Annotated in this window: 21 protein-coding genes; 13 read left to right on the top strand and 8 right to left on the bottom strand. The window is 71.8% G+C overall.

Features of this window, described 5'->3' with window-relative positions:
• Positions 1 to 168 precede the first annotated feature (168 nt).
• The 3 genes from M2302_RS16925 to M2302_RS16935 all read right to left on the bottom strand — a co-directional run bounded on the left by M2302_RS16925 (position 169) and on the right by M2302_RS16935 (position 5,235).
• On the bottom strand, positions 169 to 1,680 hold the full coding sequence (locus M2302_RS16925) for a glycosyltransferase 87 family protein (protein WP_280838849.1): 1,512 nt from the start codon (positions 1,678 to 1,680) through the stop codon (positions 169 to 171).
• Between the two features lie 130 nt (positions 1,681 to 1,810).
• On the bottom strand, positions 1,811 to 4,579 hold the full coding sequence (locus M2302_RS16930; RefSeq protein WP_280838850.1) for a transglycosylase domain-containing protein: 2,769 nt from the start codon (positions 4,577 to 4,579) through the stop codon (positions 1,811 to 1,813).
• A 197-nt stretch (positions 4,580 to 4,776) separates the two neighbouring features.
• Positions 4,777 to 5,235, bottom strand: coding sequence for a DUF5318 domain-containing protein (locus M2302_RS16935; protein ID WP_280838851.1), 459 nt, complete (start codon positions 5,233 to 5,235; stop codon positions 4,777 to 4,779).
• Between the two features lie 173 nt (positions 5,236 to 5,408).
• Between M2302_RS16935 and M2302_RS16940 the strand changes: the two genes are divergently transcribed.
• Together M2302_RS16940 and M2302_RS16945 are read left to right on the top strand one after the other, a co-directional pair.
• Positions 5,409 to 6,047 (top strand): PadR family transcriptional regulator, encoded by a 639-nt coding sequence (locus tag M2302_RS16940; protein ID WP_238451789.1) that lies wholly within the window; start codon positions 5,409 to 5,411, stop codon positions 6,045 to 6,047.
• 23 nt (positions 6,048 to 6,070) lie between these two features.
• On the top strand, positions 6,071 to 7,150 hold the full coding sequence (locus tag M2302_RS16945; RefSeq protein ID WP_280838852.1) for an inositol-3-phosphate synthase: 1,080 nt from the start codon (positions 6,071 to 6,073) through the stop codon (positions 7,148 to 7,150).
• 86 nt (positions 7,151 to 7,236) lie between these two features.
• On the opposite strand, the gene M2302_RS16950 is transcribed toward M2302_RS16945, so the two are convergent.
• The 3 genes from M2302_RS16950 to M2302_RS16960 all read right to left on the bottom strand — a co-directional run bounded on the left by M2302_RS16950 (position 7,237) and on the right by M2302_RS16960 (position 9,775).
• Positions 7,237 to 8,073: a hypothetical protein gene (locus M2302_RS16950; RefSeq protein WP_280838853.1), complete on the bottom strand. Its 837-nt coding sequence runs from the start codon at positions 8,071 to 8,073 to the stop codon at positions 7,237 to 7,239.
• 177 nt (positions 8,074 to 8,250) lie between these two features.
• Positions 8,251 to 9,171, bottom strand: a complete 921-nt coding sequence (locus tag M2302_RS16955) for a hypothetical protein (RefSeq protein WP_280838854.1) — start codon at positions 9,169 to 9,171, stop codon at positions 8,251 to 8,253.
• Between the two features lie 124 nt (positions 9,172 to 9,295).
• Positions 9,296 to 9,775 carry a methylated-DNA--[protein]-cysteine S-methyltransferase gene (locus M2302_RS16960; protein ID WP_280838855.1) on the bottom strand — a complete coding sequence of 160 codons (480 nt, stop codon included), beginning with the start codon at positions 9,773 to 9,775 and terminating at the stop codon, positions 9,296 to 9,298.
• Positions 9,776 to 9,918: 143 nt separating this feature from the next.
• On the opposite strand from M2302_RS16960, the gene M2302_RS16965 reads away from it, so the two are divergent.
• From M2302_RS16965 to M2302_RS16980, 4 genes are read left to right on the top strand one after another with little or no spacing between them, the layout of a single operon-like run.
• A complete protein-coding gene (locus M2302_RS16965; RefSeq protein ID WP_280838856.1) occupies positions 9,919 to 10,440 on the top strand; it encodes a SigE family RNA polymerase sigma factor in 522 nt (173 codons plus the stop codon).
• Positions 10,437 to 11,513, top strand: a complete 1,077-nt coding sequence (locus M2302_RS16970; RefSeq protein ID WP_280838857.1) for a hypothetical protein — start codon at positions 10,437 to 10,439, stop codon at positions 11,511 to 11,513. The genes M2302_RS16965 and M2302_RS16970 overlap by 4 nt, the downstream gene beginning before the upstream one ends.
• 10 nt (positions 11,514 to 11,523) lie before the next feature.
• Complete coding sequence (locus M2302_RS16975) at positions 11,524 to 12,066, top strand: hypothetical protein (protein WP_280838858.1); 543 nt, start codon at positions 11,524 to 11,526, stop codon at positions 12,064 to 12,066.
• 42 nt (positions 12,067 to 12,108) lie between these two features.
• Complete coding sequence (locus M2302_RS16980) at positions 12,109 to 13,638, top strand: flotillin family protein (protein WP_280838859.1); 1,530 nt, start codon at positions 12,109 to 12,111, stop codon at positions 13,636 to 13,638.
• 43 nt (positions 13,639 to 13,681) lie between these two features.
• On the opposite strand, the gene M2302_RS16985 is transcribed toward M2302_RS16980, so the two are convergent.
• Positions 13,682 to 15,151 (bottom strand): CCA tRNA nucleotidyltransferase, encoded by a 1,470-nt coding sequence (locus M2302_RS16985; RefSeq protein WP_280838860.1) that lies wholly within the window; start codon positions 15,149 to 15,151, stop codon positions 13,682 to 13,684.
• A gap of 128 nt (positions 15,152 to 15,279) precedes the next feature.
• On the opposite strand from M2302_RS16985, the gene murJ reads away from it, so the two are divergent.
• From murJ to M2302_RS17020, 7 genes are all read left to right on the top strand, one after another.
• Positions 15,280 to 17,022: a murein biosynthesis integral membrane protein MurJ gene (gene murJ / locus M2302_RS16990; protein WP_280838861.1), complete on the top strand. Its 1,743-nt coding sequence runs from the start codon at positions 15,280 to 15,282 to the stop codon at positions 17,020 to 17,022.
• Between the two features lie 426 nt (positions 17,023 to 17,448).
• Positions 17,449 to 19,044, top strand: a complete 1,596-nt coding sequence (locus tag M2302_RS16995; RefSeq protein WP_280838862.1) for a protein kinase family protein — start codon at positions 17,449 to 17,451, stop codon at positions 19,042 to 19,044.
• Between the two features lie 43 nt (positions 19,045 to 19,087).
• The gene (gene sigM / locus M2302_RS17000; protein WP_280838863.1) at positions 19,088 to 19,858 is read left to right on the top strand and encodes an RNA polymerase sigma factor SigM; all 771 of its coding nucleotides are present in this window, start codon (positions 19,088 to 19,090) and stop codon (positions 19,856 to 19,858) included.
• Positions 19,855 to 20,832 carry a hypothetical protein gene (locus M2302_RS17005; protein WP_280838864.1) on the top strand — a complete coding sequence of 326 codons (978 nt, stop codon included), beginning with the start codon at positions 19,855 to 19,857 and terminating at the stop codon, positions 20,830 to 20,832. Before sigM ends, M2302_RS17005 begins: the two co-directional genes overlap by 4 nt.
• A 192-nt stretch (positions 20,833 to 21,024) precedes the next feature.
• Entirely contained in the window at positions 21,025 to 21,978 is a 954-nt protein-coding gene (trxB, locus tag M2302_RS17010) for a thioredoxin-disulfide reductase (RefSeq protein ID WP_280838865.1), read from the top strand.
• Positions 21,979 to 22,014: 36 nt separating this feature from the next.
• Positions 22,015 to 22,338, top strand: coding sequence for a thioredoxin (trxA, locus tag M2302_RS17015; protein WP_088959679.1), 324 nt, complete (start codon positions 22,015 to 22,017; stop codon positions 22,336 to 22,338).
• A gap of 194 nt (positions 22,339 to 22,532) precedes the next feature.
• Positions 22,533 to 23,690 (top strand): N-acetylmuramoyl-L-alanine amidase, encoded by a 1,158-nt coding sequence (locus M2302_RS17020; RefSeq protein ID WP_280838866.1) that lies wholly within the window; start codon positions 22,533 to 22,535, stop codon positions 23,688 to 23,690.
• 55 nt (positions 23,691 to 23,745) lie between these two features.
• Here the strand turns inward: M2302_RS17020 and M2302_RS17025 are convergent, their stop codons facing one another.
• A complete protein-coding gene (locus tag M2302_RS17025; RefSeq protein WP_179802428.1) occupies positions 23,746 to 24,411 on the bottom strand; it encodes a GNAT family N-acetyltransferase in 666 nt (221 codons plus the stop codon).
• Positions 24,412 to 24,525 lie beyond the last annotated feature (114 nt).

The following is a 24,525-nucleotide window of genomic DNA, read 5'->3' on the forward strand; positions in this document are numbered from 1 at the left end:
GGCCGGGTGGCGCCGCACCGTCTCCATCACCCGGTCGCCGGCCACCCCGGCCGGCTCCGGGCGGTCAGGCTTGATCCCTGCGCCGGCCGGGCTCCCCCGAAAACCCTGACGGCCCGAGGCCGTCCTGGACTTGGGGTCTTCAGGCGGTGGTGACGGTGACCTGGGTCTTCAGGCGGTGGTGGTGACGGTGGTCGGCGGTGGTGCCGGACGGTGCACCGTGTGGCGGGCGGCGAGCCAGGGGGCGTCGGGGGCGCCGTCGAGGAGGCCGCCGTCCGGATCGTCGGCGTAGGTGCGCCGCACCACGTCGCGTTCGGGGTGCAGGATGTCCCGGATCACCAGCACGCAGAGCAGCACGACCGTGCCCAGCCGGAGCGTCGAGGCCAGCACGAACACGCCCTCGGGGAAGACTGGCCGGCTGGTCGCCGCGCCGAGCAGCTCGCCGTAGAAGGCGGCGAAGTAGCAGACCTCGGCGAGCTGCCAGGCGAGGAAGGCGCCCCAGCGGGGGCGGGCCAGCACCGCCAGCGGCAGCAGCCAGAGCACGAACTGCTGCGACCAGACCTTGCTGAAGATCAGGAACGCGGCGACCACCAGGAAGGCGAGCTGGGCCAGTCGGGGCCGGCGGGGGGCCAGCAGCGCCAGCGCGGCCACGCCGAGGCAGGCCAGGATGAACAGGGCGTATGACAGGGTGTTGAGCGTCGGGATGTGCGTGTTCAACCACTGGAACGGCCCCTGGTCGCCGGCCACGCCGGTGTTCACCTTGCCGTCGAAGTACCGCCCGATGTACCAGAGCGTGCCCCAGTCGATAGGCCGGGTGTCGTTCAGCTCGAAGAAGCGGTACCAGTTCTTCTGGTACGGGATCGCCACCGGCAGGTTGACCGCCAACAGCACCACCACCGCGGTGCCGATGGCGGTCAGCGCGGCGCGTACCCGGGCGGCCCGCAGCGCGAGCAGCAGGATGGGCCAGAACAGGAACAGCGGCCACAGCTTGGCGGCGCCGCCGAGGCCGAGCAGCAGCCCGGCGAGCGCCGGTCGGCGTCGGGCCCACGCGGCCAGGCCGAAGGCGGCCAGCCCGATGGCGAGGAAGTCCCAGTTGACCGTGGCGGTGAGCAGCAGCGCCGGGGCCAGCGCGAAGAGCGCGGCGTCCCAGGGTCGTCGGCGGCGCAGGGCGAGGATCACCGCGACGGTGGCGACCGCCAGCGCGCCGAGCGTCAGCGCGTTGAGGTTGTAGAACCACTGACCCTGGTTGAGCTGCGGGTCGTCGGCGCCCAGGCTGTGCACCGGCAGGCCGAGCGCGCCCATGAAGTAGCCGGTGAGCACCGGGTACTCGACCGGGTGGTCCCGGTAGGGGACCTTGCCCTCGTTGAGCCCCTCCGCGTAGTAGAGGGCCAGCACGTCGGTGTAGCAGAGCCGGGTGTACTGCACGTTGTTCTGCCAGGCGCCGTCCTGGCAGGGCGACTTCTGCACCCAGTGCAGCGCCAGGGTGAGGCAGGCCAGTGCGAGGACGATCCGCGCGGCCGTCCAGAAGCGCCCTTCCCGGCCGGCGGGCCGGTCCAGCGCGACCGCGTGGTCGCCGAGGGGGCCGCCGATCAGCTCGGAGGCGCCTCGGACGAAACCGTCGGACCGGGACGGGTGGTCGCTGGTCCCGGCGTCGTCGAGGCCGGCCGTCGACTGGGTGCTCATGAAGAGGCATCCTGCCGTACGTCCGGGGTCGCCGTCCCGTCCCGCGGTGCCACAACCGGAAAATGAGCTCGTGGAAAGGCGACGGCGGCCGGACCCGAGGTCCGGCCGCCGTCGACGGTGTCAGGGGTGGTTACTCCCGGAGACGGGGTGACAGGGTCGGCAGGAGACCGCCACCGCCACCGCCGCCGTTGCCGTCGTTGCCGCCACCGGGTCCGCGGGGATCGGTCGGCGCGTCCGGGTCCTGGTTGCCGCCGCCGTTGGGGTTCTGCGGGCAGAACAGGCCGAGCGGTCCGCAGTCCTGCGGCTGGCCGGGGATGGGCGGCGGAGGAGGCGGCGGGGTGCCGTTGCCCGCTTCCTTGTCGCCGAAGTTCGCGGCCGGCGGGAAGTCCAGCTTCTCCTCGCCCTTGAGCGAGTCGTCCATCACCCGCTCCCAGATGTCACCGGGCATGAGGGAGCCGCTGATGTTGCGGCCGTCCTTCATCTTGATGGCTTCCCGCTTGCCCTTGTTGCCCACCCAGACGGCGGTGGCGAGCTGCGGGGTGTAGCCGACCATCCAGGCGTCACCGTTCTCTTTGGTGCCCTCCTTGAGCTCCCACGTACCGGTCTTGGCGGTCGCCTTCCGGCCACCGTCGAGCACGTGGTTGACCTTGGCCGGGTAGTCCTCCAGCACGTTGGTGACGTCGGCGACCACATCGGGGTTGATCCGCTTCTGCGGCTTGAGCTGCTCGCCGCCGAGCTTCTCCCACTTGCCGGTGTCCTTGTTCTGCTTCTCGGCGGAGAGCAGGAAGTGGGCCTTGTTGTAGACGCCCTTGTTGGCGAAGGTGGCGATGCCGTTGGCGTGGTCGAGCACGGTGATCGGGTACTGACCGTAGGCGACCACGTGGTAGAAGGGGTCGGGCGCCAGGTCCTTGGCGTCCGCCTTGGTGAGGTCGTGCCCCTTCGGCGGATTGGTGTTGGTCTGCCACATCATGCTGACGCCGGCCCGCTTGGCCATGTCGACGATCTTGTCCGGCCCGATGTCGAGGCTGACGTGGTAGAAGGGCACGTTCAGCGACTTCAAGGTCGATTCCCGCAGGGTGCAGGAGTCACCGCAGCTGGGGTTGTCGGTGCCGGCGTTGCTGACCCGGAACTGCACGCCGTCGGGCTTGAAGGCCTTGCCCTTCCAGCGCGAGTCGATGGCCTTGCCCGCGTCGATCGCCGCCGCCAAGGTGTAGATCTTGAAGCTCGATCCGGGCGAGTGGCCACCGGTGACGTTGCCGCTCGCGTCGGTGTTCTTGCCGGCATAGTCGGTGCCCGTGCCGTCGTCACCGCCGTAGTAGCCGAGCACCCGGCCGTTGCGCGGGTCGATCGACACCGCGGCCGCCATCAGGTTCTTCTTGGTACCTTCCAGCTCCGAGCCCTTGGTGCTGCGCTGGGCGGCGCCGGTGATCGCACTCTGGACCTTCATGTCGATCGTGGTCCGGATCCGGTACCCGCCCTGCTTGAGCATGGTCGAGCAGAGCGGCTTGCGATCCGTCGCCTCGGCCTCGTTGTCGGTGCAGAGCTTCTTCTCCCGCATCTCGGGCACGAGGTAGTTGATGACGTTGCCGATCGGGTTGTTGACCCCGAACTTGATGCCGGCGCTCGACTGCTTCGGGCTCTTCAACGTCTTGGTCGGGTAACCGGCAGGACGCGGCGGGTGGTTCGGCGAGTCGATCCAGCCCTCGCTGGCCATGTTGTTGATGACGTAGTCCCACCGGATCTTGGCGTCGGTCGGGTTGATCGCCGGGTCGTACCCCTTGTGGGTGGGGCTGGGCTCCGGCTGCTTGATCAACGCCGCCAGCACCGCGGCCTCCGCCACGTCGACCTTGGAGACCGGCTTGCCGAAGTAGGCGTACGAGGCTGCCTCGATGCCGTACGCGTTCCGGCCGAAGTAGATGGTGTTCAGGTAATGCTCCATGATCTGTTCCTTGGTGAACTGATCATTGAGCTTGGAGGCGACGATCGCCTCCTTCACCTTCCGGGCGTACGAGTCGTCCTGGAGGTTCTCGTAGGCGTTGCGGGCGTACTGCTGGGTGATCGTCGAGGCACCCTGCTTGTCACCGCCGCTGAGGTTGTTCCAGGCGGCCCGGGCGATGCCCTTGTAGTCCACACCCGAGTGGCGGTAGAAGTTCTTGTCCTCGGCGGCGGCCACCGCGTCCCGCATGTGCGGCGGGATCTGGTTGATCGACACGAAGGTCCGGTTCTGCTCACCCACCTTGGCGATGGGCGTCTTGTTGTCGGCGGCGTAGATCGTGGTGGCCAACGGCAGGTTGATCTGGTTGGGCAGCACCACGTTCGTGGAGTAGTAGGTGAACCCGATCACGCCGATGCCGGCGAGCATGATGAAGACCGCGAAGCCCGCGATCAGCATGTTGACCCGCCTGCGCTTCTTCGCCCGGGCCACCGCGTCCGGATCGCCGGGGCCGGGTCCGCCACCGCGGCCGCCGCGTCCCGGGCCGTTGGGGCCGCCCGGTCCGCCGGGGCCACCGCCGGAGACGGGCGCCACGCCCGCGCGGGCCACCGCCGCCCGACCGCCGACGGCGGCCGATCCGACGCTCGCCCGCCCGGCGGAGCCGACGCCCACCGGGGCGCGGCCAGCCTGGCCGGGGGCTGGGGACACCGGAACGGACGCCCGTCCCGCGCCGGCCCGGCCACCGGGGGCCGGGGAGACCGGCACGGAGGCCCGTCCCGCGCCCGCGCGGCCCACCGAGGCCGAACCGGCCGCTCCCGTCGCGCGTGGCGGCACCGACGCCGAGGCCCGGCCGGCGGGCGCGCCGCCGACCGAGGCCCGGCCGGCCGGAGCCGCGCCGGGGTCACCGTTCGAGCCCGGTACCTGGGCCCGCGCACGCGGGGAACTGGGATCGCCGTACGAGTTCATTCCTCACACCCTGCCGGTCGCGGTGGGACGCGGGGGCGCCACCACCGGGTTGCCGTGAGTTGACACACGTGACGCCGGCTCGCGGTGCGACCGGAGCGACGCCGTCAGATGCGTACTATTCGGACCAATCGGGCCGTTGAGCTGCCGGGCGGGGTGTCCGTCGTCGACGGCACCGGTAGCGACCGGTCCAGCCAGGTTCACCGTTGCGCCTCTCGCCTTCGCTCTCGTGCCGGACCGGCCCCGGAGGCGGTCACGCCGCCGACCGCGCCCTGCTCCGACCCGCCCTCGGCCAGCCCGTCCCGGCCGAGCAGGTACTGCTCGACGAGATGGTTCCAGTCACAGCCGAGGCACACCTCCACCACGAAGACCTGGAACTCACGCAGCGTCATCGCCAGCACGGGCAACTCGGCCAACGTGCGCGCCTGGCCGGCGGAGTGCTTGAGTTCGTCCCCGTAAATGTAGTGGACGTGGGTGAGGTTCTCGCTCCGACAGATCGGGCAGCGCTCCTCGGTCGGTTCGCCGTGGAACCGGGCGGCGTTCTTCAGGTACGGCGAGGCGTCGCAGACGTCGTACGTGCCGACCCGACCGGCGAGGAGCTCACGCAGCACCGCCCGCTTCTTCAGCGAGTAGTCCACCACCTGGCGCTGCGTACGCATGCGGTGAAGGGTACGCGGTCCAGCCGGGTGAGGCGACCGCCGTCACGATGAGTGACAAGAACATCCCGGAACGGGGGTTTGCCCTGATCGCTGGTGAGGTACTAACGTGCGATGTATCGGTCCGATACATCGAGGCGGTTAACGGCCCTGCGCCGGGGTAGGAAGGATGGCCCGTGCTCGAGCTCGCCATCCTCGGCCTTCTGCAGGAGGCTCCGATGCACGGCTACGAGCTCCGCAAGGAGCTCGCCGCCAAGCTGGGAGCCATCCGGGCAGCGATCAGCTACGGCTCGCTCTACCCGACCCTGCGCCGGCTACAGGCGGCGGGCTGGATCACCGAAGCCGCCGAGACACCCGCGACCGCCGAGGAGGTTCCCGCGCTGACCAGCCGACGAGGTCGGGTGGTCTACAAAATCACCGCGGAGGGCAAGGAACGGTTCGCCCAGCTGATCGCGCAGGCCGGGCCCGAGACGTACGACGACACGGGCTTCGGTGTGCACTTCGCGTTCTTCGCCCGGACCGACCAGGCGACCCGACTCCGGATTCTGGAGGGTCGCCGACGCACGATCGAGGAGCGTCGCGAAGGTCTTCGTGACGTGCTGGGCCGGGCGGCCGAGCGCCTCGACGCGTACACCCTGGAACTGCAACGCCATGGGCTCGACGCCTGTGAGCGCGAGGTCCGCTGGCTGGAGGAGCTCATCGCCAACGAGCGCTCCGGCCGTGCCCCGACGGTCCCGCAACCCGGGACGGCCGGCGGCCGACGAGACAACAACAGCCCGCCCCCGCCTGGAGAGTCCAGGAAAGAGCGGCCGTGATGAAGAAGAAGGAGGCAGACGCTATGGGCTCCGTCCGCGTCGCCATCGTCGGTGTGGGTAACTGCGCCTCGTCCCTCGTACAGGGCGTGGAGTACTACCGGAACGCCGACCCGAACGACCGCGTCCCGGGTCTCATGCACGTCACCTTCGGCGACTACCACGTCTCGGACGTGGAGTTTGTCGCGGCGTTCGACGTGGACGCCAAGAAGGTGGGCATGGACCTCGCGGAGGCGATCGTCGCCAGCGAGAACAACACCATCAAGCTGTGCGACGTGCCGCCGACCGGCGTCACCGTGCAGCGCGGCCCGACCTTCGACGGCCTGGGCCAGTACTACCGCGAGATCGTCGAGGAGTCCGACGCCGAGCCGGTCGACGTGGCCCAGGCGCTGCGGGACGCGCAGGTCGACGTGGTCGTCTCCTACCTGCCGGTGGGCTCGGAGCAGGCCGACAAGTTCTACGCCCAGGCCGCGATCGACGCCGGTTGCGCGTTCGTCAACGCCCTGCCGGTCTTCATCGCCTCCGACCCCGAGTGGGCCAAGAAGTTCGAGGACGCGGGCCTGCCGATCGTCGGTGACGACATCAAGAGCCAGGTCGGCGCGACCATCGTGCACCGGGCGCTGGCGAAGCTGTTCGAGGACCGCGGGGTGGAGCTGCTGCGCACGTACCAGCTCAACTTCGGCGGGAACATGGACTTCATGAACATGCTGGAGCGCAACCGCCTGGTGTCGAAGAAGATCTCCAAGACCCAGTCGGTCACCTCCCAGATCCCGCACGAGATGAGCAAGAGCGACGTGCACATCGGCCCGTCGGACCACGTGCCGTGGCTCGACGACCGCAAGTGGGCCTACATCCGCCTGGAGGGCCGATCCTTCGGTGACACCCCGCTCAACGCCGAGCTCAAGCTCGAGGTGTGGGACTCGCCGAACTCCGCCGGTGTGATCATCGACGCCGTCCGCGCCGCGAAGATCGCCCTGGACCGCAAGATCGGCGGCCCGATCCTGTCGGCCTCGTCGTACTTCATGAAGTCCCCGCCGGTGCAGTACGCCGACCACGACGCGCACGCCGCCGTCGAGTCCTTCATCAAGGGCGAGGTCGAGCGCTGACGCGCTGACGTGCAGCATGGCCGAGGGCCGGGTCCATTCGGACCCGGCCCTCGGTGTGTTCGGGACGCGCTACCCGCCGACTGTCACTACTCCCACGCGGCCTTGCCGCCGACGTCGATGCGATTCGCGCGGACCGGCATGGCGGAGCGGGGGTTGACCCGGCCGGCGCCGACGACAGCCGCGGTGATGTCGAGGATGACGTGCGTGGTCCGGTTGGTGTAGATGCTGATCACATCGCTGGCATAGCTGCCGGTCTCATGGTCGCGACCGACTCCGCAGACGAAGGCGTTGGAGATGATCTGGTTCGGCGCGAAGTTGATCGACGAGAAGTCGGTCGGCCGGGTCGTTCCGAACGGATAGACCTGAGCGAAGCCGCCGAGCGTCGGCTGCACCACGGTCAGCGTCCCGAAGACCGCGTCCGCGCAGTACAGGTGATCGGTCAACCGGAGGCTGATCGACCGACCGGCCAGCAGCCGGCCGCTGGAGTCGAGGTACCCGGTCTCGCGGACCAGCCCGCGGGAGCTGGCGTACCGGGTGTCGAGCACCCGCTGCGGCACGAGCGGCACGATCCGGTTGCTGTTGGCGGTGGTGTGGACGACGTGCCGATCGTTGCTGCCGTTACCGGAACTGGTGACGATCCAGATGTTGCCCTCGACGTCCATGCCGATCGAGCCGGCCTCGGCGAGGTTGGAGAGAGTGGTCCCGCTCGGCATGAGTTGCAGCGCCGGTTCGGCCCACACCTCACCGCCGGGGCCACTGTCGTAGGTCCGGACGTTCTGCAGCCGAAGGGTCGCCCTGGCGCCGGTGTTCCGCAGGGTGGTAGCGGCGTCGACCACGTTGGTCGCACCCTGGAGCACCGGGTCCCCGGCGGCGGCCTGGGCCGGGGTGGCGCCGGCGACACCCACCACGCCCGCGCCGGCCACCCCGGCGGAGCAGACCCCGACGGCCGATGCTGTCCTGCTCGTGCTGCGTTTCTGACATACCGAGATCCCCGTATCGGTAGGAAGAAATGGCCAGGCGATCCTTCCAAATCGGAACCCCGCTGACAACGACCGAGGGCCGGGTCCGCGTGGACCCGGCCCTCGTCGCGTACGGGGCGCCTACTTCGCCCAGGACGGCTTGGTCCGCGGGGCCAGCTGCGTCCGCCGGTCCTCCGCCGCCAGTTGGTCGTCGGTGGGCAGGATCGCCGGGTTGACCCGGCCGGCCGCGACGACGAACGCCACCACGTCGAGGATCACGTGGGTGGTCTGCTGCGCGTGCACGGAGATGTAATCGATCACCGGGCTGATCCCGGTCAGGAAGAAGTTCGACAGCGTCTGGCCGGCCTGAAAGTTGATCGTCGAGAACGCCGTCGGACGCTGAGCCGAGTGCGGGTAGACCTGCAGGAACCCGGCGGCGAGCGCGCCGGTGACGGTCACGTTGCCGTACACGGCCTGACCGGAGTAGACGAATTCATCCAGGTTGACCTGGATCGTGCGGCCGCGCAGCAGCCGGCCCGAGCTGTCCAGGTTGCCGGCCGGGTTCACGATGCGGGCCCGACCGGCGGCGGTCCGGGTGTCGATCACCCGCTGCGGCACGACCGGCACCAGCTGGTTGGTGTTCGTCTCCGTCCGGATGTACTCGACGAAGTTGCCCGTCTCGGACGGCATGGCCTCGCTGGTGACCGCCCAGATCGTCCCGGAACGATCCATCGCGATCGAGCCCATCTCGGACTTCTGGTTGATGCTCTCCCCGTTCGGGGTCAGCCGCAGGGCCGGGCTGGCGACCTCGACACCCTCCATGTTGGTGATGGTGGGGTTCTCCAGTCGGAGGGTGGCCGAGGTGGCCGAGCCGCCGCGCAGCGTGGTGGGCCTGCCCGCCTCGTTGACCTGCCCCTGGAGTACCGGCTGACCCGGTGCGGCCTGGGCCGGGCCGGCGGCGGCGGCGCCCACCGCGGCGGTGCCGGCGAGGCCGGCGGCGACAGTGCCCGCCCGACGCAGCAGGTGGCGACGGCCGATGGCGCTGTCCTGGTCCTTGCTCACGATGAATCCCCCATGAGGTGGTGGCGAGTGGCGCCTCGGTCGTACCGGTGATCGAGATGCCTTATGCCGGGGGAACGCCTGATCGGACGATCAGGTTGCAGTCGGGCGCAGCAATCTTTCGGACTCAGGACCAGGCGCGGCGCAGGGCGACCCCGGCCTCCAGCTCCAACAGCCGCACCTTGCGCGGCAGCCCACCACCGAAGCCGACCAGCTTGCCGCCCGCGCCGACGATCCGGTGGCACGGCACGAGCACGGGGACCGGGTTGCGGTTGCAGGCCACCCCGACCGCCCGGGCGGCGCCGGGGTCTCCCACCAGCCGGGCCACCTCGCCGTAGGTGAGCGTCTCCCCGTACGGGATGCGGGTCATCTCCCGCCACACCGCGCGCTCGAACTCGGTGCCGCGCCGCGCCGCCACCGGCACGCCGAAGTCGGTCAGCTCCCCGGCGAAGTACGCCCGCAGCTCCGCCACCGCCCGCCGGGCCAGCTCGTCACCGGGCTCGTCGACCGCCGACTCCACCCGGCCGAAGTGCGCGCCGCACACCGCCTCGTCGTCGGTGGCCACGGAGAACTCCCCGATCGGCGAGTCGAGCACGGTCCAGCGCATGCCGCCATTCTTCCCCGCCGGTACGACGGCCGAGCCTTCGGGCATGGCGACCTGGAGGGAGTCGACGAAGCCGCCCGACGGACCGACGCGTGACTGAGGCAAACTTTTCCGCCCCACCGGCGTCTGAGTTACGGAGGTGGGCGGTGACCGAGGGGACCGACGGGGAGTTCACCGCGTTCGTGAACGAGCGCGGTGACGCGTTGCTGCGCGTCGCGTACGCGCTCGCCGGCAACCAGCACGCCGCCGAGGACCTGCTGCAGAACGCGCTGGCCAAGGCGTACGCCCGCTGGCCCCGGATCCGCGGCAACGCCGAGCCGTACGTGCGGCGGATCCTGTACCACGACCAGGTCTCCGGCTGGCGGCGGTTGTCGCGCCGCCGGGAGGTGCCGGTGGCCGAGCTGCCGGAGCGGGCCGGCGGCCGGGACAGCGGTCACGACAGCGACCTGCGGCGGCTGCTGCGCGACGCGCTGCGGGAGCTGCCACCCCGGCAGCGTGCGGTGCTGACGCTGCGCTACCTGGAGGATCTGAGCGTCGAGCAGACCGCCGCGGTGCTCGGCTGCCGGACGGGCACCGTGGCCAGTCAGGCGTCCCGCGCGCTGGCCCGGCTCCGGGAACTGGTGCCGGCCTTCGACGACCTCGCCACCCGTTCGGAGGTGCACCGATGAGCAGGCCGGCGGAGGACGTGCTGCGGGCGGCCGTACAGGATCTCGTCGGCCAGGCGCGGCCGGCGCCCGACCTGGCAGCGGTGGCGATCGCCCGGGGTCGCCGGCTGCGGGCCCGGCGGCGGGCCACGGCCGGCGCCGCCGTGCTGGTCGCGGTGCTCGCGGTGACCGTGCCGTTCGTGCTGCTCCGGCCGGCGCCGCCGACCCGTCCCGCCGTGCCGGAACCGCAGCCCACGCCGTCCGTGCACCCGACACCGGGCACCGGCTGGAAGGACTCGCCACTGGCCCTGCCGGGCGGCTGGCGGGTCACCGGCGGCGTCCGTGGCGGCAGTGGCTACCTGCTCGACCGCAGCCGCGACCGCTACGTCCGGACCCAGGGGTACGACGAGGTGTGGCCGGCCCCGACCGGCACCGTCACCGCCGTCGCGGACGAGGACCGACCCGGGCAGATCGGCCTCGTCGACAGCCGGAAGGCGACCGTGCGCTGGTACCGCGCGCCGGGGGCGGACCCCCAGTGGTCGCCGGACGGGCGCCGACTCGTCCTGACCCGGTTCCGCCAGGGCGCCCACCACATCGGCATCCTCGCCCTGGACGGGACGTTCCGGGAGTACGCGGTGGACCGGACCCGGTACTTCTGCACCGACCGCTGCCTCTTCACCTGGGCGCGGAACGGGCGGGAGGTGGCGCTGCCGCTGACCGACGCGTTCAAGCCCCGGTCGGAGAGCGAACGGCATCCGCGCTGGGGGGTGCAGTTCTTCTCCGCCGACGACGGCAGGCCCACCCGGTTCGTGACGATTCCCGGAGACCCCGCCGGACCGTGGGCGTTCTCGCCGGACGGGCAGTGGGCGGTCGTGCAGGGCCAGCGGGATCCGTTGCTGGTCGACGCGGTGACCGGGAACGTCGTCCGGACCCTGCCGTCGGCCGAGGTCGCCTGGGTCTCGAACGACCGGCTGCTCTACCGCCGGCCGTCCGGCAGTGGCGACTTCGTGCTCGCCGACACCGAGGGCCGGGAGCTGGAACGGCAGCCGCTGCCCCGGGAACTGGTCGACCGGGACGTGACCGTGGCCCCGAAATGATCAGGCGGGAATGTTGCACGACGTCGATACCGTGCAGGTCGTGGCCACGGGGACCTTCATCTTTCTGATCATCGGTGGGGCGGGCGTCGCCGTGCTGGCGCTCTCCCTGCTCGGCGCCGAGTTGCTCCACTTCGGTCACGCCGATGTCGACGGTCCGGTCTCGGTCGAGGCGGTCGCCGGGTTCCTCGGCGCGTTCGGCTTCGGCGCCGCGATCGTCAACGAGCTGGTCGGCGGCCGTACCCCGGGGATGGTCGCGGCGGCGGCGGCCGGTGGCGCGCTCGCCGCCGTGCCCACCGCGTGGCTCGCGGCCCGGCTGAGCCGGGCGGCGCGGGACATGCGGACCGATCCCACCCCGACCCGGGACGACCTGGTCGGCGCGCTCGGCCTGGTGGTCACCCCGGTGCCCGCCGTCGGTTACGGCGAGGTCCGGGTACGCGTCGCCGGCCAGCCGGTGAAGCTCAACGCCCGTGCCGACCACCCGATCCCGGTCGGCGCGCAGATCTTCGTGGTGCAGGCGCTGAGCGAAACCAGCGTCCACGTCGAGACCTACTGACCACCCCCTCCTCACCCCCCTTTCGCAGAGACGGAACTGCCCATGCCCCTTGTCATCGCCGTCGGCGGCGCGGTCCTGCTGGCGCTCGTCCTGGTGCTCTTCGTGCTCTCCCGGATCAAGGTCGCCGGCCCCAACGAGGCGTTCATCGTCACCGGCCGCAAGGGCCGGACCACGCAGACCGCCGACGGTGGCCGCTCCACCGACATGTCCGGCCAGAAGGTGGTGCTCGGCGCCTCGGTCTTCGTGCTGCCGGTGGTGCAGAAGCTCCAGTCGCTCGACCTGTCCAGCCGCCGCATCGACGTGGGCATCCGGGGCGCGGTGAGCAAGCAGGGCATCCGCACCGACCTGCACGGTGTGGCGATCGTCAAGGTCGGCGGCACCGAGGACGCCATCCGCGCCGCCGCTCAGCGCTTCCTGCACCAGCAGGACGAGATCGACAACTTCACCCGCGAGGTGCTGGCCGGCGCGCTGCGCTCGATCGTCGGCCGGCTCACCGTCGAGGAGGTCATCCGGGACCGGGCGGCGTTCGCCAGCGCGGTGGCCGAGGAGGCCGAGCACTCGATGACCAACCAGGGTCTGGTGCTGGACACCTTCCAGCTCCAGGACATCCTCGCCGAGGGCTCCTACCTGCAGGACCTGGGCCGGCCGGAGGCCGCCCGGGTGCTCAAGGACGCGGCCATCGCCGAGGCGCGCGCCCGCCAGCAGGCCGAGCAGGAGCGGCTGCTGGCCGAGGAGGCGATCGCCGAGGCGAACCGGAACCTATCCCTCAAGCAGGCCGGGATCCAGGCCGAGATCGACGCGGCCAAGGCCCGGTCCGCGGCCGCCGGCCCGCTCGCCCAGGCGGAACGGGACCAGGCGATCCTCTCCGAGCAGCAGAAGGTGGCCGAGCGCAACGCCGAGCTGAAGCAGCGCCAGCTCGACACCGAGGTGCGCAAGCCCGCCGACGCGGCGCGCTACAAGGTGGAGCAGGAGGCGGAGGCGGCCCGCAACGCGGCGGTGCTCCACGCCGACGCGCAGCGGCAGGCGACCATCGCCGCCGCCCAGGCCGCTGCCGAGCAGTCCCGGCTGACCGGTGAGGGCGAGCGGGCCCGCCGGGCCGCGCTCGCCGAGGCCAACGCGATCGAGGGCGCCAAGGAGGGTGAGGCGGAGCAGCGCCGGCGCTCCGCGATCGCCGAGGCGGTCGAGCGGGAGGGCCAGGCCGAGGCCGCGGCCATCCTGGCCCGGGGTCAGGCCGAGGCCGACGCGATGGCCCGCAAGGCGGAGGCGTTCGCCGCGTACGGCGAGGCCGCCGTGCTGGACCTGTTGGTCAAGGTGCTGCCGCAGGTGGTCGAGGCGGCCAGCGCCCCGATCGGGGCGATCGACAAGATGACCGTCATCTCCACCGACGGGGCGTCGTCGCTGACGAAGTCGGTGGCCGGCAACGTGGCGCAGGGTCTCCAGCTCGGCTCCGACCTCACCGGCATCGACCTGCCCGGCCTGCTCGCCAGGCTGGGTTCGGCGTCCGCCGGCGGGTCCGGGTCGGCGGGCAACGGCAAGACCGCGGTCGACGGCAGCGCGGTCGAAACCCGCTGACCGGCCGACGAGGGCGCCGTCCACTCCGACGGCGCCCTCGTCGTCAGCTCTGGTCGATGACGCCCTGCTCGCGGGCCCAGCGCAGCAGCTCCGCCTCGGCCTCGTCGCGCTCCAGCGGACCGCGTTCCAGACGCAGCTCCTTGAGGTACTGCCAGGCCCGCCCGACGAGCGGCCCCGGCGGTACGCCGAGCAGCTCCATGATTGCGTTGCCGTCCAGGTCGGGGCGGACCCGGGCGAGGTCCTCCTCGGCGGCGATCCGGGCGATCCGCTCCTCCAACGCGTCGTAGTCGGCCGCGAGCTGGGCCGCCTTGCGCCGGTTGCGGGTGGTGCAGTCCGATCGGGTCAGCTTGTGCAGCCGGGGCAGCAGGTCCCCGGCGTCGGTGACGTACCGGCGCACCGCCGAGTCGGTCCACTCGCCCCGGCCGTACCCGTAGAACCGCAGGTGCAGGGCGACCAGGGCGACCACCTGCGCGGTCACGTCCTTGGGGTAGCGCAGCGCCTTCATCCGGGCCTTGGTCAGCCGGGCGCCGACCACCTCGTGGTGGTGGAAGCTGACCCGGCCGTCCGGCCCGACCGACTTGGTGGCCGGCTTGCCCACGTCGTGCATGAGCGCGGCCATCCGGAGCACGAAGTCGCAGCCGTCGGTCTCGTACGAGACCGCGTTGCTGACCACCGTCAGGGTGTGCTCGTAGACGTCCTTGTGCTGGGCGTGCTCGTCGATCTCCAGCTTGAGCCCGGTCAGCTCGGGCAGGAAGCGCTCGGCCAGCCCGGTGTCGACCAGCAGTCGTAGCCCGGTGATCGGGTCGGCGCCGCAGAGCAGCTTGCTGAACTCGTCCCGGATCCGCTCGGCGGTGATCCGGTCCAGGTCGGCGGCCATCCGGGTCATCGCCTCGTGCACGTGGGGGTGCACGGCGAAGCGCAGCTGGGCGGCGAAGCGGGCCGCCCGCAGCATCCGCAGCGGGTCGTCGCCGAAGGACTCCCGGGGCGTGCCGGGGGTACGGATCACCTTGGCCGCGAGGTCGTCCAGGCCGCCGTGCGGGTCGGTGAACCGGTGGTCGGGGAGGCTGACCGCCATCGCGTTGATGGTGAAGTCCCGCCGCCGCAGGTCCTCGGTGAGGCTGGTCCCGTACTCGACGATCGGGTTGCGGCTGACCTGGTCGTACGCCTCGGCGCGGAAGGTGGTGATCTCTATCCGGAGCCCGTCGCGCTGAAGCCCGATGGTGCCGAACTCGCGGCCGGTCTCCCAGATCGACTCGGCCCAGCCCTTGATGATCCGCACCGTCTGGTCCGGGTGGGCGTCGGTGCAGAAGTCCAGATCCTCGCCGAGCCGGCCGAGCAGGGCGTCGCGGACGGAACCACCCACCAGGTGCAACTCGTGCCCGGCGCGCGCGAAGCGGCGACCGAGCTCGTCGGCGACCGGGGACACGCGGAGCAGTTCGGCGACGGCGTTGCGCTGCGCGGCGGTGAGCTCGCGGCGGTCGGCGGCGTGGGGTGCGGAGGCAGCTTCGGACATGGGATCGCCAGCCTATCGGGCCGGGGCGGGATCTGATCCGCCGGGCGCGGGTATGAGGGCGGCGTTGACTAAGGTCTTGGGCGTGCGGGCCGGTCGTCCGGCTCCGACGTACCCCTTGGAGGCAGGAGATGAGCGGCGGGCTCTACCGCAGCGCGAACGCCACGCCGGACGGTGCGATCCCGCCGACCGACGAGGCGACCTTCATCTCCGCCGAGCCGCTGAACCAGCCGGCGGTGGAGGCCACCGCGCCGCCGCCGGAGCAGGTGGGGGAGGCCAGCGCCGCGGCGAACAGCGCGGTGATGGCGGTCGGCAGCCTGATCAGTCGGGGTACGGGCTTCATCCGCAACCTGATGATCGGCGCGGCGCTGGGCAACCTGGTCGGCAACGCGTACACCACCGCCCAGTTCCTGCCGAACCAGGTGTACGAGTTCCTGCTCGGCGGCGTGCTCACCAGCGTGCTGATCCCGGTGCTGGTCCGCCGCAGCAAGACCGACGCCGACCGGGGCGAGGCGTACGCGCAGCGGCTGCTCAGCCTGGCGGTGATCACGCTGGCCGCCGCCGCGCTGATCGCGGTGACGTCGGCGTCGGTGCTGACCGCCATCTACGCCAGCGGCAAGGACCAGGACTACACGGATCTCGTCACCAACCTGTCGTACCTGATGCTGCCGATGCTGTTCTTCACCGGCGTCAGCGCGCTGGTCGCCGCGGTGCTGAACACCCGGGGCCACTTCGCCGCCCCGATGTGGGCGCCGATCCTCAACAACCTGGTGGTCATCGGCGTCTTCGGCCTCTACATCCTGGTCTACGGGGCCGAGGCGCTGAAGCCCGGCGACCTGGGTGTGGGCCAGATCCTGCTGGTCGGCGGCGGCACCCTGCTCGGCGTGGCGGTGCAGGCCGCCGGGCTGCTGCCGGCGCTGCGCAAGGTCGGCTTCCGGTGGAAGTGGCGGTTCGACTTCCGCGAGCTGGGGCTGCGCGAGCTGGCCCAGCTCGGCGCCTGGATGTTCTGCTACGTCGCGGTCAACCAGCTCGGCCTCTTCGTGGTGGTCAACCTGCTCACCCGGGCGGCGGGCGAGGACAGCGCCGGCATCCTGATCTACAACAACGTCTTCCTGCTGCTGATGATGGCGCACGGCATCATCGCCGTCTCGATCATCACGGCGCTGATGCCGCGGATGAGCGCCGCCGCCGCGGACGGGCGCTTCCGCGACGTCACCGCCGACCTGTCCCGGGGCACCCGGATGGTGACGGCGGTGCTCGCTCCGATCGCGGTCTGTTACGCGGTCCTGGCCGACCCGATCTCCCGGGTGGTCTTCCAGTACGGCGCCTTCGACGCCGACAACGCCCGTGCCACGGCCACCGTGCTGCTGGTCGCGGCCGTGGGCCTGGTGCCCTTCGCGGTCAGCCAGCTCTTCACCTTCGCCTTCTACGCGCTGCCGGACACCCGCACCCCGGCGCTGGTCAACATCCCGGTGGTGGCGCTGCGGGTGCTGCTCCAGGTGGGCCTCTTCGTCGTCTTCTCGCCCGCCTTCGCGGCGGCCGGGATGATGCTCGGCAACGCGATCTCGTACGTCGCGGCGGCGGTCGTCTCGGCGATGCTGCTGCGGCCGCGGGTCGGCCGGATCGGGCTCGGCGGGATCATGCGCACCATGGGCAAGGTGATCGTCGCTTCGCTGGGTGCGGCGCTGGTCGGCCTGCTGGTGGTCAACCTGCTCCCCGGCGACCCGGCCGACCTGGGCTGGCTCGCGGCGGCGGTCCAGCTGGTGATCGGCGGCGCGGTGATCGGCGCGACCTACCTCGGGCTGGCCATGGTGCTGCGGATCGGCGAGATCACCGAGGTCGTCGGGATGGTCCGCCGGCGGCTCGGCCGCTGAGCCGGCCGCCCGGCACCGAGGGTGAACGAGGATCACCAGCCTGGGGACGTGGCTGTGGATAACTCCGTGTTTCCCCGGTCAGCTACCGGATCGACCTGTGGACAACCAACCGTACGGCTGAGTATGGAGGGCCGTTCGGAGGGAACCTGACAGGACGTCGGCGGACCGCCACACGAGGGCCGGCCCCTGCTGCGATCACTTGCGGTCAACCTCTAGATTGGCTAGTACATGTGCCAGCAACGTGGCTGACAACGGTCGTAACCGGGCGAGGTCGTCCACATCCGGCACCTCGCCGGGCACGGCGGGAAGATGACATGTCGGGATGACGGGCAGTCCAGGTAAGGTCGCTCTCGACGGATACGGCAGGTGGCCGACGTACGCGTCGAGACGCCGGCCGGTTCCTTCGAAGGCAGAGCGGGAAGCCACATGCCCAGCAGCGCGGGTCCATCGATCGACACGATCACCGAGGGAGGACGGGTGACCCAGGTCGGCGAGGGTCAGGAGGCGGAGGAGACTGCTCCGCCCGTCATGACCTTCGGTGCTCCCACGGCCGGTGAGATCCTCGCCGAGCGGTACGAGCTGGTCGAGCACATCAACAACGACAGCGCCGGGCGGCTGGTCTGGCGGGGGGTCGACGTGGTGCTGCGCCGGCCGGTCGCGGTCGTGCTGCGCTACCCCGGCGGCGACTCCGCCACCGAGATGCTCCAGGCGGCGGTGGCCGCGAGCCGCGTCATCCACCCCAACCTGGTCGGCGTCTACGACGCGATCGACGAGGACGTGCGGGCGTACGTCGTCCGCGAGTGGGTCGACGGCAACTCCCTGCGCGAGATGGTCGGCGACGGGCCGATGGACCCGGCCCGGGCCACGGCCATCGGCAACGCCGTCGCCAGCGCGCTGGCCGCCGTGCACGCCACCGGCATGGTGCACGGCAACGTGCACCCGGGCACCGTGATGATCAGCGACGACGGCCGGGTGGTCCTGGCCGACGCGCGCACCGACGGCGCGGACAGCCAGGAGAACGACATCCGGGCGGTCGGCGGCATCCTCTACTTCGCCCTCACCGGGCACTGGCCGCACGCCGAGGCCCCGCTGCGCGGCGCGACCGCCGGGCACGGTCGGGCCGCCATCCCGGACGCGGTCCGGGACGCCAGCGGCGCGATCGCCGCGCCCCGGCAGGTCCGGGCCGGCGTGCCGGCGTACCTCGACGACCTGACCATGGACCTGCTCGACGCCGAGATCGCCCCGCCCTCGTCGGACGTGCTCGCCGCTGAGCTGGCCCGGCTCGACGTCCCGGCCGAGGACCACTTCCTCGACCAGACCGGCACCATCCGGTTCACCGCGGACCCGGGCGACGACCCGTCCCCGCTGGCCGCCGCCGGTGGGCGGAAGGTCGCCGTGGGCATCGCCGGTCTGCTGGCGGTCGCCCTGGTCGGCCTGCTCATCGGGATCAGCGCGCTGGGCGGCGACGACAAGTCGCCCGACACCGAGCCGGTCGCCCGGCCGTCGAACAGCGCCCCGTCCAGCCAGGCCAGCGCACCCGCGCCCGTGCGCAAGCTCGCCGTCGAGGATGTCCGGATCATCGACCCGGACAGCAAGCTCCGCGACGAGCTCGACGACGCCGAGAAGGTCATCGACGGCAAGGAAGAAGAGGGCTGGGGCACCGACACCTACACCACCGCGAACTTCGGCAACCGCAAGAAGGGCATGGGGGTCTGGATCGACCTCGGCGCCCCGCACACGGTCAAGTCGGTGCAGGCGATCCTCTCCTCCACCGGCGCGTCCGCCGAGCTGTTCTGGGGCGAGGCCGACTTCCCGTCCACCTCCGCCGGCGACAAGCAGCTGGTGGCGAGCTACAAGAACCACGTCATTGGTCAGCCGTTCGAGGAGCACGACGGCACGACGATGACCTTCAACGGGTTCAACCCGGAGCAGAAGTACCAGTACCTGCTCTTCTGGATCACCAAGCTGCCGGCGAGCGACCTCAAGATCGACGTGCAGGAAATCAAGGTCCAGGGGTCGTGAGCCGCCCGCCGCGCGCCCGGCACCGCATCCGACGGACGTGGTGATGGCCGGTCGCGGCGGGCGTACGCCCGATCCGGCGACCGGCGAGGCGGTGCCGGTCGTACCGCCGCGCGCGGTCCCGCCCGCCGAGGCGAGCGACGTCGAACTGCTCCGCGCCCACGTGGCCGGTGACCGGGACGCGTTCACCGAACTGTTCCACCGGCACCGCGACCGCCTCTGGGCGGTGGCCCTGCGGACGCTCGGCGACCGCGAGGAGGCCGCCGACGCCCTCCAGGACGCGCTGCTCTCCGCCCACCGGGGCGCCGCCCGGTTCCGGGGCGACTCGGCCGTCACGACCTGGCTGCACCGGATCGTGGTGAACGCCTGCCTGGACCGGATCCGCCGCCGCCAGGCGCACCCGACCGTCCCGCTGCCCGACGGCACCCGGGTCGACGAGGGTGGCTCCGGCGGCGTCGAGCCGGCCGCCCCGGCCGCGGACCACGACACCGCGCTGGTCGTTCGACAGGCCCTGGCCACGCTGCCGCTCGAGCAGCGATCCGCCCTCGTGCTGGTCGACGTGCAGGGCTACCCGGTCGCCGAGGTGGCCCGGATCCTCGGCGTCGCCGAGGGCACGGTGAAGAGCCGCTGCGCCCGCGGCCGCGCCCGGCTGGCGGTCCAGCTCGGGCACCTGCGGACCGGCTCCGACGACGCCGGGCCGGATGCGGTCGCCGGCCGGGGCGTGCCCGGCGTCACCCTCGGGAACCCCCGGGCCTCCGAGGGCGTCGGATCGGGGTCGGGGCACTCCCGACGGGACGCCAACCAGGAGGACGCGTGACGGCCGGGAAGTTCAGCGGGGTCGACCACGACCTGCTCGCCGACTACCTCGGCGGGGCGCTGGATGGCACCTCGGAGGAGGCCTCCGTCGCGCGACTGGTCGAGCAGGACCCCGCCTGGGCCGAGGCGTACGCCGCGCTGGCGCCGGCCGTCGCCCGGGTCCGCGCCGACCTGGCCGGTTGGGCCGAACCGGCCCCACAGATGCCGCTCGCGGTCACCGAACGACTCACCGCCGCGCTGGCCGGCGCCGGGCCCGCCCCGGCCGACCCACCGGCGCTCACCACCCCGGTGGATGCCGGCACGCCGGCCGGCGAGCGGCAGCAGCCGGTGCCGGCGCAGTCTGCGCGGAGGCCGGGGCGTACCGCCGGGACCGGACGGGACGACGCGACCGGGCCGGGCCGTCGGCGCCGGCGCTGGGCGCGGCTCGCCGCCCCCGTCGCGCTGGCCGCGGCCTCGCTCGCGGCCGTCGGGCTCGGCGCCGATTACCTGCTCGACACCTCGGGGGGCGGTGGCACGGCCGACTCGACGGTCGCCGGGGGCGATGCCGCCTCGGCGACGGCGCCCTTCCGGGTCACCGGCGCACCGCAGACCAGCGGCACCGACTGGACGCCGCAGACCCTGGCCGGTGGCGCGACCTCGACCGTGCTGCCCCAGCTGGCCACCGACGGCCCCGGGCTGGCACCGGGCGGGTCGACCGAGAAGGCCCCCGAGGCTGACCGGCGCCCGTCCCCCGGCGGGCTCCTCCGGCTCGCCGCTCCGGACGCGCTGGACACCTGTCTCACCGAGGTCGCCGCCGAGCACGGACGCGGGGCGATCACCGTGGAACTGCTCGACTACGCCAGCTTCCAGGGGGAACCGGCGCTCGTTCTCCGGTTCGCCGATCCGTCGGGAGAGCGCTGGGCCTGGGCGAGCGGCGCGGAGTGTGGCGTGCCGGGATCCGGCGCGGACACCCGCTACCGGGCGCGGGTAGGGTGAGGTCAGGTCGCCGGCCGTCCGTCGCCGCGTGACGTGACCCACCGGATGACCGGTTCGGGAATCCCCGGTTCGTACGATGACGTTCTGCAAGTCAGCCGCCGGCGTCGCTGAGCCGTCGGCACTCGGATCGGCGTCGTCCCGGCGGTGGGTCAGCCGGGGGCGGATGTCGAACACACACATCGGGAGACGGCAGTGGACGAGGTCCGCAACCTGATCATCATCGGCTCCGGGCCGGCCGGTTACACGGCGGCGGTCTACGCCGCGCGCGCCAACCTCAAGCCGCTCGTCATCGAGGGTGTGCAGTCCGGCGGTGCCCTGATGACGACCACCGAGGTGGAGAACTTCCCCGGCTTCGCCGACGGCATCCTCGGCCCCGAGCTGATGGACAACATGCGCAAGCAGGCCGAGCGGTTCGGCGCGGAGTTCCTCACCGACGACGTCACCCGGGTCGAGCTGCAGGACACCGGGATGATCGGGTCGGACGCGGTCAGCACCGTGTGGGTCGGCGAGACCGCCCACCGGGCCAGGGCCGTCATCCTCTCCACCGGTTCGGCCTGGCGTCCGCTGGGCGTGCCGGGCGAGCAGGAGTACCTGGGCCACGGCGTGTCGTCCTGCGCCACCTGTGACGGTTTCTTCTTCCGCGGCCAGCACATCGTCGTCGTCGGCGGTGGCGATTCCGCGATGGAGGAGGCGAGCTTCCTCACCCGGTTCGCCGACTCGGTCACCATCATCCACCGGCGCGACTCGTTCCGCGCCAGCAAGATCATGGCCGACCGCGCCCTCGGCAACGACAAGATCAAGGTTGAGTGGAACAGCACCGTCGAGGAGATCCTCGGCGAGGACGGCAAGGTCAGCGGCGTACGAGTCCGCAACGTGCACACCGGCGACACCAAGGTGCTCGACGTGACCGGCGTGTTCGTGGCGATCGGCCACGACCCGCGCAGCGAGCTCTTCCGGGGGCAGGTGGAGCTGGACGACGAGGGGTACGTGAAGGTCGAGGCGCCGAGCACCCGGACCAGCGTGCCGGGTGTCTTCGCCGCCGGCGACGTGGTCGACCACACCTACCGGCAGGCCATCACGGCGGCCGGCACCGGCTGCGCCGCCGCCCTCGACGCCGAGCGCTTCATCGCCACGATCAGCGGCTGAACAACCGAAGAACGAAAGTCCCGGAGGAGGGTCATAGTGGGAGCAACAAAGGTCGTCACCGACGCGAACTTCGCCACTGACGTGCTGAAGTCCGACAAGCCGGTACTGGTGGACTTCTGGGCCGAGTGGTGCGGGCCGTGCCGCAAGGTCTCCCCGCTGCTGGAGGAGATCGCGGGCGAGATGGGCGACCAGGTCACCATCGTCAAGCTCAACATCGACGAGAACCCGGAGACCGCCCGCGCCTACCGGGTGATGTCCGTACCGACCCTCACCATCTTCAAGAACGGCGAGCCGGTGCAGTCGATCGCCGGCGCCAAGCCCAAGGGCGAGCTGGTCCGGCTCATCGAGTCGGCGCTCTGACGTTCGCAGCACCGGAACCCCCGTACCCTCCACGGGTGCGGGGGTTCCGTCGTTCCCGGCCCTGAGCTGGGCGAACGCCGGGTGGACGGCCACCGGGCACGGTACGCTCCGTAGGCATCCGCTACGCGCCAGAGCACTCCGGTCGCGCGACCGTGGCGCCCGCCCAGCCAGCATCCGTGCAGAGGGGGTCGTGCGTGCGTCCGATCCGACCCGGTGACCGTGGGCCTGCGGTGACGGAGATCCGCACGGTCCTGACCGGCCTCGAACTGCTTCCGCCCGCCATCGGCGACGAGTTCGACGTCGCCACGGAACGCGCCGTCCGCGCCTTCCAGCAGTCCCGGGGGCTCAGCGTCGACGGTCGGGTGGGTGCCGAGACCTGGCGCGCCCTGGACGCCGCCCGCTGGCGGCTCGGCGCCCGCACCCTCTACCACGCGGTGCCCGAACCCCTCACCGGCGAGGACGTCCGGTCGCTCCAGGAGCGGCTGCTGGAGATGGGGTACGACGTCGGCCGCGCCGACGCCATCTACGGCGTGCGCACCGCCCGCGCGGTGGCCCAGTTCCAACGCGAGGTGGGCCTGAAACCGGATGGCTCCTGCGGCCCGCACACCATGGGTGCGCTGCGCCGCCTCGGTCGCAAGGTGGTCGGCGGCCGCCCGCAGTGGCTGCGCGAGTCCGACGCGATCCGGCAGTCCGGGCCGACCCTGGTGGGGCGGACGGTGGTGATCGACCCCGGCCACGGCGGCACCGACCCGGGTGTGGTGGTGCCGGACGGCCCGCTGCGCTGGAGCGAGGCGGATCTGGTGCACGACCTGGCCAGCCGCCTGGAGGGGCGGCTGGCCGCGGCGGGCGTACGGGTGCAGCTGACCCGTGGCCCGACGCCGGCGACGTGCCTGCCGGACCCCGACCGGGCGCAGCTGGCCAACTCGCTCGGCGCGGACGTGTTCATCTCGCTGCACACCGACGGGCACGCCAATCCCGAGGCCGACGGGGTGGCCACCTACCACTACGGCACCGACAACGGCGTCACCTCGGCGACCGGGGAGCGGCTGGCCGGGCTGGTGCAGCGGGAGATCGTGGCGCGTACCGGACTGCGGGACTGCCGTACCCACGCCAAGGCGTGGGACCTGCTGCGGCTGACCCGGATGCCGGCGGTACGCGTCGAGGTCGGCTACCTCACCTCGCCGCAGGACCGGAACCGGCTGGTGGACCCCCGGTTCCGGGACAAGGTGGTCGAGGCGATCGTGGCCGCCGTGCAGCGGATGTTCTTCCCGATCGAGCGGGACGTGCCGACGGGCTCGATCGACGTCAGCGAGCTGCGCAAGGTGGTGGCCGCCGGCGCGGTGATGGACTGAGCCCCCATCGCAGGGGCGCTCCCCCTTCCGGCGGCCTTCCGGCGGCCTTCCGGCGTCAGCCGGTGGTGGCGCGGGTGGCCGGGGCGGGGCGTACCGGGCGGAGCAGGGTCTCCGGACTCATCGAGCCGAGCAGCTTCTCCAGCGCGTACTCGACGTCGGACTTCCAGCTCAGCGCCGTGCGCAACTCCAGGCGCAGCCGGGGGTAGCGCGGGTGCGGCCGGACGGTCTTGAAGCCCACCGAGAGGAAGAAGTCGGCGGGGGCGACGCAGGCCCGGGTCGCGTCGTCGCCGTCGCCGAACTTGGCGTCGCCGAACGCCTCGATCGCCTTGATGCCGCGCTTGGTGAGGTCCCGTGCGACGCCCTGGACGAGCATCCGGCCCAGCCCGCCGCCGGCGAACGAGGGCACCACGTTGGCGGTCATCAGCAGCGCCGCGTCGGCGGAGACCGGCGAGGTGGGGAAGGCCATCGACCGGGGGACGTAGGCGGGTGGGGCGTACATGACGAAGCCGGCGGGCATGCCGTCGACGTAGGCCAGCTTGCCGCAGGAGCCCCACTCCAGCAGGGTCTGGGAGACCCAGGCCTCCTTCTCCAGGCCGGGGTCACCGGCGGCGCAGGCCCGATCGGCGGAGACCGGGTCGAGCTCCCAGTAGACGCACTGCCGGCACGGGCGGGGCAGGTCTTCCAGGGTGTCGAGGGTCAGACTGACCAGACGTCGCGACATTGGCGCATCCCCACAATAGGCTCGGAGGTGAAACCGCGCGGAGGAGACGGCGCCGCCTTCCTGCCCCCCGACGAGCGATCGTACGCCGCCAGCCGACCGTACGGGAGGGGACGC

Origin of the sequence: Micromonospora sp. A200, from assembly GCF_029893845.1 — a bacterium.
In the GTDB taxonomy this organism is placed as follows: Bacteria; Actinomycetota; Actinomycetes; order Mycobacteriales; family Micromonosporaceae; genus Micromonospora; species Micromonospora purpureochromogenes.